General features: G+C 39.7%; 14 protein-coding genes and 1 pseudogene. 9 read left to right on the top strand and 6 right to left on the bottom strand.

Annotated elements, in window-relative coordinates; translation table 11 throughout:
- From istA to ACFQ19_RS12345, 5 genes and pseudogenes are all read right to left on the bottom strand, one after another.
- On the bottom strand, positions 1-871 hold an 871-nt coding region (istA, locus tag ACFQ19_RS12360), incomplete at its 3' end, for an IS21 family transposase (RefSeq protein WP_379592503.1).
- A 143-nt stretch (positions 872-1,014) separates the two neighbouring features.
- Positions 1,015-1,083 (bottom strand): annotated as a pseudogene (locus tag ACFQ19_RS20340) (hypothetical protein); the annotation flags it as partial.
- 11 nt (positions 1,084-1,094) lie between these two features.
- Positions 1,095-1,595: a conjugal transfer protein gene (locus ACFQ19_RS20335; protein ID WP_449290092.1), complete on the bottom strand. Its 501-nt coding sequence runs from the start codon at positions 1,593-1,595 to the stop codon at positions 1,095-1,097.
- 471 nt (positions 1,596-2,066) lie between these two features.
- Entirely contained in the window at positions 2,067-2,261 is a 195-nt protein-coding gene (locus ACFQ19_RS12350) for a hypothetical protein (RefSeq protein WP_379592501.1), read from the bottom strand.
- Positions 2,262-2,378: 117 nt separating this feature from the next.
- Entirely contained in the window at positions 2,379-3,650 is a 1,272-nt protein-coding gene (locus tag ACFQ19_RS12345) for a BaiN/RdsA family NAD(P)/FAD-dependent oxidoreductase (RefSeq protein ID WP_379592499.1), read from the bottom strand.
- Between the two features lie 257 nt (positions 3,651-3,907).
- Here ACFQ19_RS12345 and ACFQ19_RS12340 point away from each other — a divergent pair, with 257 nt between their 5' ends.
- From ACFQ19_RS12340 to ACFQ19_RS12320, 5 genes are all read left to right on the top strand, one after another.
- A complete protein-coding gene (locus ACFQ19_RS12340; protein ID WP_379592497.1) occupies positions 3,908-5,524 on the top strand; it encodes a putative polysaccharide biosynthesis protein in 1,617 nt (538 codons plus the stop codon).
- Between the two features lie 13 nt (positions 5,525-5,537).
- Positions 5,538-6,275, top strand: coding sequence for a pseudouridine synthase (locus ACFQ19_RS12335; protein WP_379592495.1), 738 nt, complete (start codon positions 5,538-5,540; stop codon positions 6,273-6,275).
- Positions 6,275-6,844 (top strand): RNA 2',3'-cyclic phosphodiesterase, encoded by a 570-nt coding sequence (gene thpR, locus ACFQ19_RS12330; RefSeq protein ID WP_379592493.1) that lies wholly within the window; start codon positions 6,275-6,277, stop codon positions 6,842-6,844. Before ACFQ19_RS12335 ends, thpR begins: the two co-directional genes overlap by 1 nt.
- A gap of 46 nt (positions 6,845-6,890) precedes the next feature.
- Positions 6,891-7,835, top strand: coding sequence for an NERD domain-containing protein (locus ACFQ19_RS12325; protein WP_379592491.1), 945 nt, complete (start codon positions 6,891-6,893; stop codon positions 7,833-7,835).
- 383 nt (positions 7,836-8,218) lie between these two features.
- Positions 8,219-9,037 carry a phosphotransferase gene (locus ACFQ19_RS12320; RefSeq protein WP_379592489.1) on the top strand — a complete coding sequence of 273 codons (819 nt, stop codon included), beginning with the start codon at positions 8,219-8,221 and terminating at the stop codon, positions 9,035-9,037.
- A 16-nt stretch (positions 9,038-9,053) separates the two neighbouring features.
- On the opposite strand, the gene ACFQ19_RS12315 is transcribed toward ACFQ19_RS12320, so the two are convergent.
- Complete coding sequence (locus ACFQ19_RS12315) at positions 9,054-9,341, bottom strand: YtzH-like family protein (protein ID WP_379592487.1); 288 nt, start codon at positions 9,339-9,341, stop codon at positions 9,054-9,056.
- A gap of 83 nt (positions 9,342-9,424) precedes the next feature.
- Here ACFQ19_RS12315 and trmB point away from each other — a divergent pair, with 83 nt between their 5' ends.
- The 4 genes from trmB to ACFQ19_RS12295 all read left to right on the top strand — a co-directional run bounded on the left by trmB (position 9,425) and on the right by ACFQ19_RS12295 (position 15,446).
- Positions 9,425-10,060 carry a tRNA (guanosine(46)-N7)-methyltransferase TrmB gene (gene trmB / locus ACFQ19_RS12310; protein WP_379592485.1) on the top strand — a complete coding sequence of 212 codons (636 nt, stop codon included), beginning with the start codon at positions 9,425-9,427 and terminating at the stop codon, positions 10,058-10,060.
- Positions 10,061-11,123: 1,063 nt separating this feature from the next.
- Positions 11,124-12,389, top strand: coding sequence for a uracil permease (gene uraA / locus ACFQ19_RS12305; protein ID WP_379592483.1), 1,266 nt, complete (start codon positions 11,124-11,126; stop codon positions 12,387-12,389).
- A 620-nt stretch (positions 12,390-13,009) separates the two neighbouring features.
- A complete protein-coding gene (locus ACFQ19_RS12300; protein WP_379592481.1) occupies positions 13,010-14,197 on the top strand; it encodes a hypothetical protein in 1,188 nt (395 codons plus the stop codon).
- 19 nt (positions 14,198-14,216) lie between these two features.
- Positions 14,217-15,446, top strand: coding sequence for a Zn-dependent hydrolase (locus ACFQ19_RS12295; protein ID WP_379592479.1), 1,230 nt, complete (start codon positions 14,217-14,219; stop codon positions 15,444-15,446).
- Positions 15,447-15,593: the final 147 nt, after the last annotated feature.

Here is a 15,593-nt window from a genome sequence, read left to right as displayed (position 1 = left end):
TCACAATCTTTAACTTTTCCCAAATAGCTTTGTTTAATTCTGGCAGTGAGAAGAATTTCTCTTTTCGAAGAGAAGCAATAATCCAGGTTGAAATATGACCAACATTTCCCTCTACGTTCGGTTTGTCTTTCGGACGACGAACACGTGCTGGAATAATAGTTGTTTGATAATGTTCAGCCATCTCTTGATAGCTCTGGTTAATAATTGGATCGACACGAGACGATGTTGTAACTCCCGTCTTTAAATTATCTGGAATAAGTTCTCTCGTAACTCCTCCATAAAATTCAAAAGCATGAATATGAGCTGTAATCCAACTCTCCGAATCCATAGACAAAAAACCTTCTACATAAGCATATTGACTACAAGATAAGGCTGAAACGAAAATGTAAACTGGTATTTCTTCTCCTGTTAAGCGATGGGTTAAGTACATCGTTTGCCCTGCCCAATCTACTTCAAGTTGTTCTCCCGGTTTTCTTTTAATACGCATCGTAGCTTTCGTTTTTCTTGCATAATCATTATAAAATCTACAAAACTGACGATAACTATATGGAATCTCGTCGGTTGTGCGGCACTGTAAAGAATACTCATCCCATAAAAGAGACAACGTCACTCCTGATTTCGCCAATTCTTTATGAATATATTCTCCATCTGGTTTTTTTCTGTGATCAGAAGGGATTTGTTTCTCTGGAAATAATATTGTTTGTAAATCTGCATCTGTAACATCTTTCTCTAATGGCCAATGTATATTTTTTTCTTCTGCGCGTCGCAAGACTTCTCTGATTGTATTTCTAGAATGACCGCAACTTGAAGCTATCCCCCTTTTTGAGACTTCTTGAGACTGAAGTCTTAATATTTCTCGATATTTAATCACAAAAAAACCTCCTCATATAATAAATTTGCACATTTGTGCTCCTTAATTATATAGGAAGTGGGCAGTAATGTCTTAAGTGGATCAAAATCATGGCAAGCATGGGTCAAAAAGATGGCAGAGCTGGATCAATTGAATGGCAATAATCAATTTACAATTACCCAGTTAGTGTCTTTGTTTAGCGTCAATTTATACTGAGAAAGCTGCATCGCTTTTGTCTCTTCATCTAAATATTTAACTGTAACCCATACTTTAACCTGATTATCTTGTGCTTGAAAACCGGATTAATCAGCTCAGAAAATACATACTCTTTTTCAATGGGCGTTAATACGTTACCTTTTACATAATAAGCAAGCTCTTGCTCCGTAGCCGTTGGATAGGAAGAGAAAAAGGTCACTAAAAACTCAGTGATTTCTTCTTCGGTAGCTACTTCCACCGTTCCATCACTTTCTACCTGATCTGGTGAAAAATTAGACTTTTCAGGCTGGGTCCACATTGTAGGATTTTGGGTAATAACTAGATTCTCTTGTTCATCCTGATGAAGGACTATACGGTAGGTTGAGTTTGTAAATGTGGTTTCTTTTTCTTCTGTTATTTTTTGTCGCACAGAATATACAACCGAAAAAGTATTATCTTCTTCTTCGGTAACGGACCATATATTGATATTCTCAACAGTGGATTTAGTTGGAATATCATCTCGAATCGTTTCCTCATTTAAAACTTGCAATTCCTCCGTCAAATACCCTTGAAGCTTGTCTTTTCGTTCTTCTAATGCTTCTAATTCGTTTCCTCAAGTATAATAATCTCGCACAAATTGTTTGGTGAAGTTTTCAATTGCATTCGTATCTATGATGCTTGTTTCTACCTTTTCCACTTCATGAATGATGTGCTGATTGACGGCAGTAAAGTTTTTATAGATTCCAAAAGCTAGGCTACTAACAAGTAGTACCCATAAAAAAATGACTGATTTTTTTCGTTTACCAATAGTTCTTACTTTTCTCTCGGATTTTTTGGCTGTAGTACCTTTACAAAAGTCTCGTAAAGACTATTCTTTTTCAATAGCGTTGAAAATATAAAGGAGATTTAGCATAAAAAGCAATGTCTTCTTTTCTTTTTGTTATCACATAACTTCCAAGTCATTTTCTATAGATAACAAAAAAGAGAAGCACCATCACCGATGCTTCCCCAGCCTAAGCTATTAACTCATTCCAAATGGTCCTAATGTTTCCGCATCCTTTTTTCCTGAGGCAGCGTTTTGTTTTGAACTGAAAAAAGGAGCTGCCTGCTGCAGCGCTTGGCCTACATTTTGCTGCTGACTGGTCATTGAGTAAAATGTGGCTGCTCCAATACCGACAGAGGCAACCAATGGTAGCCAAATGGCGTTTTTTTCCATGCTAATCCGTCCCTTCAAATAAGTGTGAAAAAGGCAGTTATTAGCTGGTGGCCGATCGATAGATGGCCAGCTCAGACAAGTTTATCCTTTCCAGAAGAATATAAATTATGAAAGGCATTAATTGGCAGCATGAGCTGTTGCATCTAATGCCGCATTCATGCCGGCGATTCTTCCGGTAACAAGGGCGGAGGTGATATTGTATCCGCCGGTATAGCCGTGGATATCTAAGACTTCTCCGCAAAAATATAATCCATGCATGATTTTAGATTTCATCGTGTTAGGAACAATTTCTTTAATCGAAATACCTCCGCCGGTCACAAATGCCTTTTCCATTGGAAGGCTGCCATGTACCTGGAAGGAAAAGTTTTTGATATCCTTCACAAAGGAAAGGGTGGTGCTTTTCGAGATATTGGCGCATTTTTGTTCGGCGCCGATAGCATGTTTCTCCATAAAATAGTCAAGAAGACGTTCAGGAATGATTCCTTTGACGGCGTTTTTAAACGCTTTTTTAGGATTGTCTGCAAGAATATCCTTAATTTGTTTTAATAAATCGCCTTCTGTTATTTCCGGTAAAATATCAAGGTGCATTTCAACGGTATCTCTGCCACGCATCAGCTCTTTAACAACGAACTGGGAACAGCGTAAAACAGCAGGCCCGGAAATACCGAAATGCGTAAAAATCATATCCATCTGGTGGGTGATAATTGGTTTTCCGCGTTTGTTCAGAACGCTTAAACGAATATCCCGTAAAGACAGACCTTGAAGCTTCTTATCCTTAATAAAAGCTTCCTTCGAAGTAAGCGCCACTTCGGTTGGATACAGTGTCGTTACCGTATGGCCGGCCGTTTTAGCCCATGGGTAGGCATCTCCTGTTGAGCCTGTATGCGGTACAGCTTTTCCACCGGCAGCAATAACAATGGATGCTGCTGTCACTGGGGCTTCTTCCTCCAAGTGTACTGTGTGCATCTCTTCTCCGTATTCTAAAGCAGCAACGCGCGTATTCATTTTCACGGTAACGCCTTGTTCTTCCAATTGCTGAATCAATGCATTGACCACGTCCATGGATTGATTGGACGCAGGAAACATTCTGCCGTGATCTTCTTCTTTTAATGCAATACCAAGTCCTTCAAAATAATCAATAATGTCATAATTATTAAATACTGAAAACGGGCTATATAAAAATTTACCATTGCCGGGAATGTGCTTAATTACTTCCTCTTGCGGTAAACGGTTCGTAACATTACAGCGGCCGCCGCCGGAGATGGCTAATTTTTTGCCAAGCTTTTTTCCTTTTTCAACAAGCAGCGTTTTACCTCCGTGCTCCGCCGCAGATATAGCTGCCATTAATCCAGAAGGCCCTCCGCCAATGACGATAACATCATAATTCAAGAGATCTCATTCCTTTCTATTCCTCCCGTATCGTAGCATGTTCTAAAAAAATGTACAATCTTGATAGAAAGCAATCTCATCCATTTTTTCCTTATATAAAAAGAGAAAATGACGTACCTTGATATGGTAGTAAATGATTTGTCGAAATTCAGCAAATGAAATCAAAGAAAGCAGACAAAAAGTATGCTAAAATTATAAGGAAGTGCTAAAATAAAGCAATCTATTTTATTAATCTAATTGTAGGTGAGAAAGTTACAATGTCAAATATGTTAAGAGGAACGATGCTGTTATCAGGTGCGTCGTTCCTATCCAGGTTTTTAGGAATGATTTTTGTTATACCGTTTTTTGCGATTGTGGGTACGACGGGAAATGCATTGTTTGTATATGCGTATACACCTTACAGTATTTTTATCAGCTTATCCACTGTTGGAATCCCTGCGGCAGTATCGAAGTTTGTGTCTAAATATAACGCTTTAGGGGATTATCAGATTGGCATGCGGATGTTTCGGGCTGGCAGTGCTTTAATGCTGGCTACGGGTACTGTTGCTTTTCTTGTTATGTTTTTATCTGCTGATTTGATCGGGTCACAGCAAATACAAGGGGAAAGTGGATCCATTACCTCCGATGATATTGCTTTTGTGATTCGGATGGTCAGCTTTGCGTTAATTATCATTCCGGCAATGAGTATTGTCCGGGGCTTTTTTCAAGGGAATCAATCAATGGGGCCGACTGCGGTTTCTCAGACAATCGAACAAATTGTCCGTATCATCGCTATTTTAGCCGGTTCTTATATTATTGTAAGTTATTTTGACGGATCCATTACATTAGCGGTCGGTTTTGCTGCGTTTGCCGCGTTAATCGGCGCGTTGGCGTCCTGTGTGGTACTTTTCTGGTATTGGAGAAAACGAAAGCCGTTTATCGATCAGAAAATTGCTATGCAGCAATCAACACATGATTTTCGCACCATCGATTTATTTAAGGAGTTATTTCGGTATGCCGGCCCGTTCGTTATCGTCGGCTTAGCGATTCCATTATATCAGTTTGTCGATCAATTTACCTTTCAACCGGCCATGGTTGCCAGCGGCAGAGAAGCTTTTTGGGAGACGGAAATCGCGGTTATTAATAATTTGGGACATAAAATCATCATTATTCCGATGACGATTGCAACAGGATTATCGATGGCAATGATTCCATCTTTAACAAATGCTTTTACACAGAATGATCAAACGACTTATACGAAACTGATTAATCAGGCTCTGCAGGTTATTCTGGTATTTGTCATTCCTGCATCAGCTGGGATTGCGATTCTTTCTGATGAAATTTTCGGTTCGTTATTTACATTGGAAGACATTGAGATTACCGGAACGTTAATGGCCTTGTATGCTCCAGTGGCATTGCTATTTGGTCTGATTACCGTGACTGCAGGAATGCTGCAGGGACTTGACCAGCAAAATTATGCGGTTATCAGTTTATTAGCGGGCTTGTTGGTCAAAATATTATTTAACAGCCAGTTTATTCATATGTTCGGTGGAAAAGGGGCTATTTTAGGCACGGCCCTGGCAGCAGGCATTGCTGTGCTGCTTAATTTAATCCGTATACGAAAAAGCGCTGATTTTTCGTATAAACAAACAGTGAAACGAACGACTTTAATACTCATTTTCACAGGCATGATGTGCTTTGTGATTGCTGTATTAAAATTTGGTTTCAGTTTCTTCTTGCCTTATCAAGAAGAGCGCTGGGCGACCATTATTATGCTTATAATCGGTGTATCTGCAGGCGGGCTGTTTTATCTGTTTTTAGCGTATAAATCAACGTTGTTGAATCATGTTTTTCAAGGGAATATACCAGGATTGAATCGATTAAAACATAAGTAGTAAGGAGTATGATATGCGACTGGATAAATTATTGGCCAATATGAGTGTCGGAAGCCGAAAAGAAGTGAAGGCATTATTAAAGGCTAAAAAAGTGACGTTGAACGGAGAAATCGTCAAAGATAGTTCTGTAAAGGTAGACCCGGATAACGATAGTGTGCGTGTGGAAGGGGAACCTGTTATCTATCAGAAATATATCTATGTGATGCTTCATAAGCCACAGGGAGTTGTATCTGCAACAACAGATGCAAAAGATAAAACGGTGATTGACTTATTGTCAGAACAGGATCAGCATTTCCGGCCATTTCCTGTAGGGCGGCTGGATAAAGATACAGAAGGGCTGTTATTAATTACAAATAATGGCGATCTAGCACACCAGCTGACTTCACCGAATAAAGAAGTACCCAAAGTGTACCGTGCTAACGTGCAGGGAGAGTTGCCGGCAGATGTTATTCAGCAATTTGCTGAGGGTGTGACATTGGACGACGGATACCAGACCAAACCTGCTAAGCTGGAAATATTAGCTTCAGAAGAGGAAGCGGATGTATCAGAAGTACAAATAGAAATTACAGAAGGAAAGTTTCACCAGATTAAACGGATGTTTGAAGCAGTGCACTGTCAAGTAACCTATTTAAAACGATGCCAAATGGGCGGGCTGACGCTGGACAGTCAATTGTCCCGCGGAACTTACCGGCCATTGACGGAGGAAGAAATTGCAGCTTGTTTCCAGTTGAAAAATAAGGAGATTCGATGATGTCCCACTATTTTATAGGCGTTCCAGTGCAACCGGCGTTAGCAAAGCAATTAGCAGAATGGCAGACAACATTAAAGCAGTACCTTCCATATAAACAGTGGACAAACAGGTCTGATTTTCATATAACACTTGCTTTTCTGGGAGAGGTGGATGATCCATCCATCGAAATGCTTCAGAAAAAACTTGCATCCATGACAGTTTATCCAGCGTTTGACTTAAAAAGGTCGGATATACAAACTTTCGGCAATACGCAACAGCCGAGAGTGATATGGCTCGGGATGGAGCATCACCCGCTATTACATGAAATACAGGAACATGTTGTTCAAATCTGTGAAACAATCGGCTATAAACGAGAAAAGAGAGAATATACTCCGCACGTTACGATTGCTAAAAAATGGGCAGATCAGCGAAAAGAAATATCAGAACAATCTTGGAATGCGATGTTAGCGGATATGCCTGCCTTAGATAAATCGTTCCATGTAGATGCGATTCATTTATATAAAGTACATCCTGCTTCCGATCCGAAATATGAGGTTGTTCAACGTTTTCCTTTAAGGGAAAAGAAATAAGACAGGGCATGTACATTTTTATGGGAAAGAGGAGAGAATAAGGCTGATGGCACAATTAATCAAGCTGCAGGATTATATTTCGAGGTATGAGTGGGATACATACCGCTACCCTACACAATATATCCGGCAAAAGAAAGAGCAGTGGGAACGGTTCTATGCAGAATGGAAAGACCCATTGCTGCAGACGGACGCGCAAGAAGAAGAAGAGGAGACAGAAGCTGAAGAAGGGGAGGAAAAGCATTCTTTATTTCAAAAGTGGAAACAACGGTTTATCAAATCCCCGGTTGTGGTTGAAGATTTGACACCGAAGGAGCATGTAGTCAAACGAAATAAACCGCTGATGACTCTCCCTGATACCGAAGAAGCTTTAAAGAAAGTGTTTCTGGACCGTTTATTGGAAGTGCAGATGAAATGGGCCTCCTCGACAGTTTCACAAGTCTCTGTTGTGGATTCTAAGTATTATAAGGACTCGTTATTACAATTTTTGCTGCAACGTTTTCCCGATACATTTCTGATTATGTATCGTCCCATATTTGAAGTGAAACAAGCTGCGGTTGAAACGGATATTATCGTTATTACGCCAGTTGCAGTAGAAATTTTGTCGTTTGTTGAACAAGACGCGGATAAAGTGATTATGGCTGGCAATGAACGTACTTGGACAATTACAGCCCAGCAAGAGGAAGCACCGGGCCGAATGATTAATCCTTTACTCTCCTTGAAACGATCAGAAAAATGGGTTGCACGTTTTTTAAAAGAAGAAAATATCGATATTCCCATAAAGAAAACAGTCATCTCCAGGACGAATCGGATCCTTTATGCTACTGCACCATATCAAACGGAAATTATTGATAAACTCATCTTTCCGGATTGGTTTGAAAAAAAGCGTTCCGTTCATTTACCGCTGAAAAAAAGACAGTTGACTGTGTCGGAATCCTTGTTAAGAAACAGCCTATCCTATTCTTTTCCAAGACCCGAATGGGAACAGGAATAAAACGGCTGGGTTTCTGTTTTATGTTTATCCCAATCGATTAGCTTTTTCGAGGATATTTCCAAGTATATTCGACGCTTTCAGGCTGCGAAACAAAAATTATTTACTATGCAATACAATGACCAAAACAAATTGATTGAGATTTCATTTTACATTAATATAAAATGGACAATTCACGTAGATATTGTAATTTTAATCATTTCTCGTTACAATAAAGACTTAACATATTAAAAGAATCATATTACTTATCAAAAATAGAATAGGACTGTTTGGCTGTCTGATTATTATTGTATACATACAGATAAAAAGCAGGAATGGCCTATAAAGTAAATAACGATTTTTTCGGATGATCCTTGAATGCTAATTTTGAAAGATGGGAAGACATTATGATTAACTGGCTCGAACATGCTTTAGGTACAGGATGGCTTGTCAGACCTGCCGGCGGTTTGACAGGCGAGGCGTTTATAGCTGAAAAAAATGGAAAACGGCTGTTTTTGAAACGGAATACGTCACCTTTCTTAGCGGTACTTTCTGCAGAAGGAATTGTACCAAAGCTTATTTGGACAAAGCGGATAGAAAATGGTGATGTGATTACCGCTCAAGAATGGCTGGAAGGACGTTCCTTGAATGAAGAAGAAATGAAGCAGCAAGCTGTAGCTGATTTATTATATAAAATACATCATTCCTCGGAATTAATGCATATGCTGCTGAAAATGGGTAAAAAACCGACAACTTCGGATGAGAGTTTTTCTGAACTTTGTTTGAAGTTAGAAGATAATGGTTTAATGCATGAGCAGGAAGCGGTGAAAGAAGCACTCGGTCTATTGGAACTTATGCTTCCTTATACCAGAAATCAAAACCTGGCAGTATGTCATTGTGATATGAATCATAACAATTTAATTTTAACAAATGAAAACATCATTTATTTAATTGATTGGGATAATGCAACCATTGCTGATCCTGCGACGGATATTGGTATGCTCTTAAAATGGTATATTCCAAAAGAAGATTGGAAAGAGTGGCTTATCAATTACGGAATCGAACCGGATAGACAATGGTTTATTCGTATGTACTGGTACCTTTTGCAGGATAACCTGCAATTCTTATGCTGGCACTTTGACCGCAATGAACGCGGGAAAGTCCAGCAAAGATTAAACGAATTGCAGGAAATAAACCGGTCTATTAAAGATTTTATTGTGTCCTGATCTACAGAGATAACCGTTACATTTTTTGCTGGACAGTATCAATCCAATGTGCAAATTGTTCCTGGTGGTTATCGATATGCATGGATAAATCAGATGCGGCAGTCCCGCCCTTACCATATTGTTGAATGTTTGTCAGGACATTTTGAATATCTTGGCCGGATAATTTTTCATGTGCTAACAGGGAAGCCGCGAGACGTTCCAATTGGGCGTGTTCATTACATGACACGCAGGAACCAGTTTGGTGCTCGTCCAAAATATCACAGAGTAATTGCAGCTTGTTTTGTAAAGATAATTGCACTTGCATTCACCTCATTCCTGAGGATAGTTTAAGCGGATAAGCAATTCTTATTCACACCATTATAACGTCATAAAAGTGAGGAAATAGACATGAGACAAAGACACAAGCCTTGGGCAGACGATTATTTAAAGGAAAAAGAACATATCGTATTAGAAAATCCAACGATACATAAAGGCAAGTGGAAAGAAGTATTTGGCAATGACAACCCAGTACATGTAGAAATTGGATCAGGAAAGGGACAATTTATTTCCGGAATGGCAAAACAGTATCCTCATATTAATTTTGTCGGTATTGAAGTTGCCAAAAGCATCATTGTCTCCGCTGTGCAGAAGGTTGATGAAGCAGGAGTAGATAATGCACGTCTGCTGAATGTAGATGCTACTGATATTCGCGAATTATTTGCAGAAAATGAAATTGGAGAAATTTATTTGAACTTCTCCGATCCATGGCCGAAAAATCGTCATGAGAAGCGTCGATTAACATTTAAACATTTTTTGGAACAGTATCAGGATATTTTAACGGATAAAGGAGAAATTGTTCTTAAAACGGATAATCGCGGATTATTTGAGTATTCGCTGGTCAGCTTTTCTGAATATGGGATGAAGCTGATCGAAGTAAATTTAGATTTGCATGCCATAGAGGATGCAACTAATGTGCAAACAGAATATGAAGAAAAATTCGCTTCGCAGGGACACGTTATCTATCGTTGTAAAGCAGCATTTTAAACGCGCTTGTTTTTTTCGTTACTATTCACAGCCAACTTATTTGGCTTCATCAGAGCTCCTCATCAAAATCAACTAAATTTAGAGGATAATGACCGCTACGGAAAAACATTCCGCTTTCCGACGTACAACGGTTTTTGATGGGGCGAGTAACCGCAGTCCCAGGACGTCCTAGTGTCGGCCGTTGGTCACAGGACGTGACCGGTCTTAGCCGACTAGGAGTCTCCATGTTTTTCCTTCGCTCATATAGCGTTCTACAGCGAATGCAATACAAAATGATCTGATAAAGTGATTAATGAATCATTTTACGCCGGATAACAAAGTCATTCTGTATTTCAAATGGTTGCTTCAGCAGTTTGAAGGAGCATAGATGATGCATATCAAGAATAGTTTTGGCGAAAAGAAAATAGCTGTGCTGGGGTTATGCTCTAAAAATAGATTCTTTTCTGGTTTAACGTTTATAACACAGCTATATCAAACAGGATAGAACACACCGTTAGCGGAGGCGGACCGTTTTGACTCCTGAGGGATCAGCACCATCTGAAGATCCACTTTTGCCAAGTGATCTTCTTGGCAAAAGTTAGCTGAAGAGCGTGCCCCTAGGAAAGCAAAACGGTCCGCCGTAGCGGTGGCTACCCTTAAAACTTAATTTGTCTACCATAAATTTTGGTGAAGAGCTCTGAAAATATATTATTTTTATTTGGTGGCTGTGAATAGTAACTTTTTTTAGCTTTTTTTTAAAATAACCAATTGACAGCTCTTATCTTTTTTTGTCATAATATAAAAAGATGTGAACGTATGTCATGAACCTTTAACCCAGTCCGGTGAGGCTGGTAAGGTTACTCGGATAAAACAAAAATAAACACGTCTATTAAACAGTATATTTGAAAAAAGAGATAAGGAAGAAGCATTGGTATACACGCTTACTCATCGATTTTTTGGACAAATATGGTTTAAGAAGACATGGTTCCTTTGTATATTCTGACACCTTATCTTTCCCGGCAGGACTGGTAAGGTGTTTTTTGATCAGATAAAAGAATATACACATAGAAGGGAACAGGTATCCATGAAATCAAGAGAAATTCAAGTACATGAAAGACCGCCGCTATCACAAAGTTTGCCCCTAAGCTTGCAGCATTTATTTGCGATGTTCGGCTCCACAGTCTTAGTCCCGCTTTTATTTAATGTGGATCCGGCTACCATTTTAATGATGAATGGTTTCGGAACGTTATTATATATCTTTATTACAAAAGGGAAAATTCCAGCGTACTTAGGGTCTAGTTTTGCATTTATTTCCCCTGTCACCATGGTTCTGACAGAGGGAGGAGGCTACGGTGCTGCATTAGGTGGTTTCTTCGTCGTTGGTCTTGTTTTAACGCTTATCGGAGTGATTGTAAAATTTGCCGGTACAAGCTGGATTGATGTGATTTTCCCGCCTGCAGCCATGGGTGCTATTGTTGCTGTTATCGGTCTTGAGCTGGTACCTACAGCTGCAGATATGGCTGGATTATTGCCGGCAGCAGATGCCCCGAGAGATATGACGGCAATAACCGTTTCTTTACTGACGTTAGGTGTAACGATTATTTATTGGGTAACGTTAAGAGGGTTTTTGAAAATTATCCCGATACTGCTGGGAATCGTGACTGGTTATGTCATCGCGGCGCTGTTTGGCATTGTTGATCTGGCGGCAGTTCGTGAGGCAGCATGGATTCAACTGCCGACGTATTATCAAATTGAATTTAACTGGTCTGATATTCTTATTATTCTTCCTGCTGCGCTTGTTCTTGTACCAGAACATATCGGTCACTTAGTGGTGACAGGGAATATTGTAAAGAAAGATATGGTGAAGGATCCCGGTTTGGATCGTTCCTTATTCGGTAATGGTATTTCCACAATGCTATCCAGCTTTTTCGGATCAACACCAAATACGACATATGGTGAAAATATTGGTGTTCTTGCGATTACTAGGGTATATTCCACATGGGTTATCGGTGGTGCTGCAGTATTAGCGGTTTTGCTTTCCTTCTGCGGTAAGCTGGCTGCGTTAATTTCATCTATACCGACGCCAGTTATGGGCGGCATCTCTTTACTGTTGTTTGGTATTATCGCGGTAAGCGGTTTGCGTATGCTTGTAGAGCAGCAGATTGATTATAATAAATCGCAAAATTTAATCCTGACCTGTGTTGTATTGGCAATCGGTGTCAGCGGGGCCAGCATCGAACTCGGTTCGGTTGAGCTGACAGGAATGGGACTGGCGACGATTGTAGCCATTATCATCAGCTTGTTCTTTAAACTATTGGATATATTCCATTTATCCAATGAAGAGGACTAAATAAAATAAGGATAAACAAAGAAAACTGCGCTCGGAAAACTATCCTTGAGAGAGGTTGTTTAGGAAGAGCAGCAGTTTTCTTTTTATGTATCTTACACTAATATATGGGAAGCGATATCATATGCAGTACAGTTGATTTTGGCAGGCGAAATAAGGATAAAAGTGCGTCAACTCAAGCAGGAATCCAGTTAAAATAATATTGACGAGCCGTCTGTTTGGTGATAACATGTCGATTATCTCCAAAATAATTTATTTTTTGTATCATTTGCAACAGAGAAGTTCATGATTTGGTAATGCCTTATTCATTACATATGTTGAAACAAAATCAACGCCATCGTGATATAGGTATTTTTAGCACTGAAAGCATGAATTTTTTTCAAAATTATAATGAATATATTAAGAAAATTGATATTTTGAGGATAATTATCGCACAAATAAGCAGCAAAAAATAATCTGAAAAATGCGGGAATAAAAAATAAATGATAACTATTATACCTGCTGAATTTTTTGATTATTTCCTCTGGTTTTGATTGTCTTTGATGGTAAGAATGTTCATTACCTTTTAGATTGCTGACATCAGGAATAACACAACTAACTTTATTATGAAAGGATGAATGAACATGGCACAGATGCTTGCATTAGTTCTTATTGTATTGATTTTATATATTGGAGATGTCGTTGCGGCGAAAACAAAAGCTTGGGTGCCCTCGATTTTTGTCTGTGCCGTATTGTTTTTAGCGGGTTATTGGACCTTTTTCCCGCAGGATATTGTTGAAATTGCAGGAATTCCTCCTGTCGTTGCTACGGCACTTATGTACTTATTGATTGTTAATATGGGGACGCTCTTATCTTTACAGGAGTTGAAGCAGCAATGGCGTACGGTTTTCATTGCTATTGGCGGCGTTTTAGGAGTAGTGGTCTTTTTACTTAGCTTTGGTACGTTGATTTTTGGTTTTCAATCAATGGTTGTTGCGATTCCCCCGCTAGTAGGCGGGATGGTATCTTCCTTGATTATGTCTGAAGGTGCTGCAGAAGCAGGGCTGGCCAGTTTATCTGTCTTTGCTATTGTGATTTATGTAATACAAGGTTTTGCTGGTTATCCTTTAACTTCTATCATGTTGAAAAAAGAGGGAAAACAGCTATTGAATAAAATGCGCAGCGGGGAATTAAAAGCAGCGGAATCCTCTTCTCAAACAGCGGTCGAAAATGATGAAGGCGCGAAAATGTTCCGAAATCTTCCGGAACAATATAATACCAGTTATTTTATCTTTTTCCGGTTAGCAGTAGCCGGTTTTCTTGCTTATCAGGTATCTGCTTGGCTCGAACCGATTGTCTCTGTCAGTCCGATGGTACTTTGCCTCGTGTTTGGTGTCATTGGCAGAAGCGTCGGATTTTTGGAAAAGCAGGCGCTGCAAAAAGCAAATGGTTTTGGTTTTGCCATGTTAGGATTAATGCTATACATTCTTGATGGATTGCGCAATGCAACACCAACGATGATGCTGGATATTGTATACTTGTTAATAGGAAGTATTTTGCTCGCTGTTGTCGGTATGTATATCTTCTCATTTTTTGTTGGAAAGTTGTTCAAAGTTAGCAAAACAATGGCCTATGCGATATCATTAACTGCTTTTTACGGTTTCCCAGCAGATTATGTGATTACCAATGAAGTGATCAACTCTTTAACAAAGGATCCAGAAGAAAGAGAAGTGTTAACGAGCCATATGCTGCCGCCGATGCTAGTGGGAGGATTTGTAACTGTCACGATTGTATCGGTCTTGCTGGCAGGCGTATTCGTTAGCTTATTATAAGAAGGAAAGGTATGACAGTATGAAATCGAATCAAGAAAGAATAGAAAAACATATTCAAACATTAAGTCAATATACTGCGACACCAAAGGAAGGAACGACCCGGTTAACTTATAGCGAAGAAGATTTACAAGCTCGTAATTATATCAAATCCCAGATGAAAGCGTATGGATTAGAAATACGGGAGGATGGTCTCGGAAATATCTTTGGAAAGTTAGAAGGTGAGAAAAAAGGTGCACCGAGTGTGATTGTAGGTTCCCATTTTGATAGTGTTCCGCATGGTGGAGATTATGATGGACCAGCCGGTGTGATCGCCGGTTTAGAAATTGCTGCCTTATTTCAGGAAAACAAAGTGAAACCTGCTTATCCACTAGAGATTATTGCGATGATTGAGGAAGAAGGTTCCAGATTTGGCGGCGGTTTAATGGGTTCCAGAGGAATTGCGGGCTATCTTCAGAAGAAGGACATTGAACAGTTGAAAGATAAAGATGGTATTTCTGTTCCGGAAGCGATGAAACAGATTGGTTTAGATCCTTCCTTAGAGGTGAAACGGAATCCGGAAACCATCAAAGCGTTTTTAGAAATGCATATTGAACAGGGACCTATTTTAGAAGAGGAGCAACTTTCTGTCGGCGTTGTCGAATCGATTGTCGGGCTGACACAGCTGGAAGTAACGATTAGCGGGAAAGCAGGGCATGCTGGTACAACTCCGATGGACCGGCGCTCGGATGCTTTAGTAGCTGCAGCAAACATCATTGGCAAACTCCCGCAGATTGCCATAGAAGAAGGCGAAGGAACGGTGACAACAGTAGGAAGACATCAGGTATTTCCGGATGGAGCGAATGTTATCCCGGATAAAGTTGTTTTCTCTGTTGATATTCGTTCCAGTAAAGAAACGCATATCAAAAGTGTTGTACAAAAAGTAAAAGATGTCATCCGCGCTTATGAATCGGACGGGGTGCAGGCTACGGTAGAGCAATCCTTGTACATGCAGCCTAAAGAGCTTGATCAAGACATTCGATCTCTGTTGAAAACATCTGCGGACCAGCTTGGAACTTCTTACACCAATATGCACAGCGGAGCAGGTCATGATGCGATGGTTCTTTCAGACATTACGGATGTCGGCTTAATTTTTGTTCCTAGTAAAGATGGGCTTAGTCATTGTCCAGAAGAATGGACAGCAATACATGAACTTGCTGCTGGAATTGATGTATTATATGAAACGGCATTAAAATTAACAGAGGAATCCTAGTGCTCATTTAGCACTGGGATTTTTTCTGCTTTAACGAATTCCATGGGGCAAGTGCAGCAGGAAACTCTCTACAAAAAGACCCGTGTTGCAATTAGGTTACGCACGTTCATGTGTCATTTACTCCAAGCTAATTATAAGCTAGTATTC

This window comes from Oceanobacillus locisalsi (assembly GCF_042675985.1).
GTDB classification, from domain to species: domain Bacteria; phylum Bacillota; class Bacilli; order Bacillales; family Amphibacillaceae; genus Oceanobacillus; species Oceanobacillus locisalsi.
Note: the sequence above shows the minus strand (reverse complement) of the source record. Positions and strands in the feature narration are given on the sequence as shown.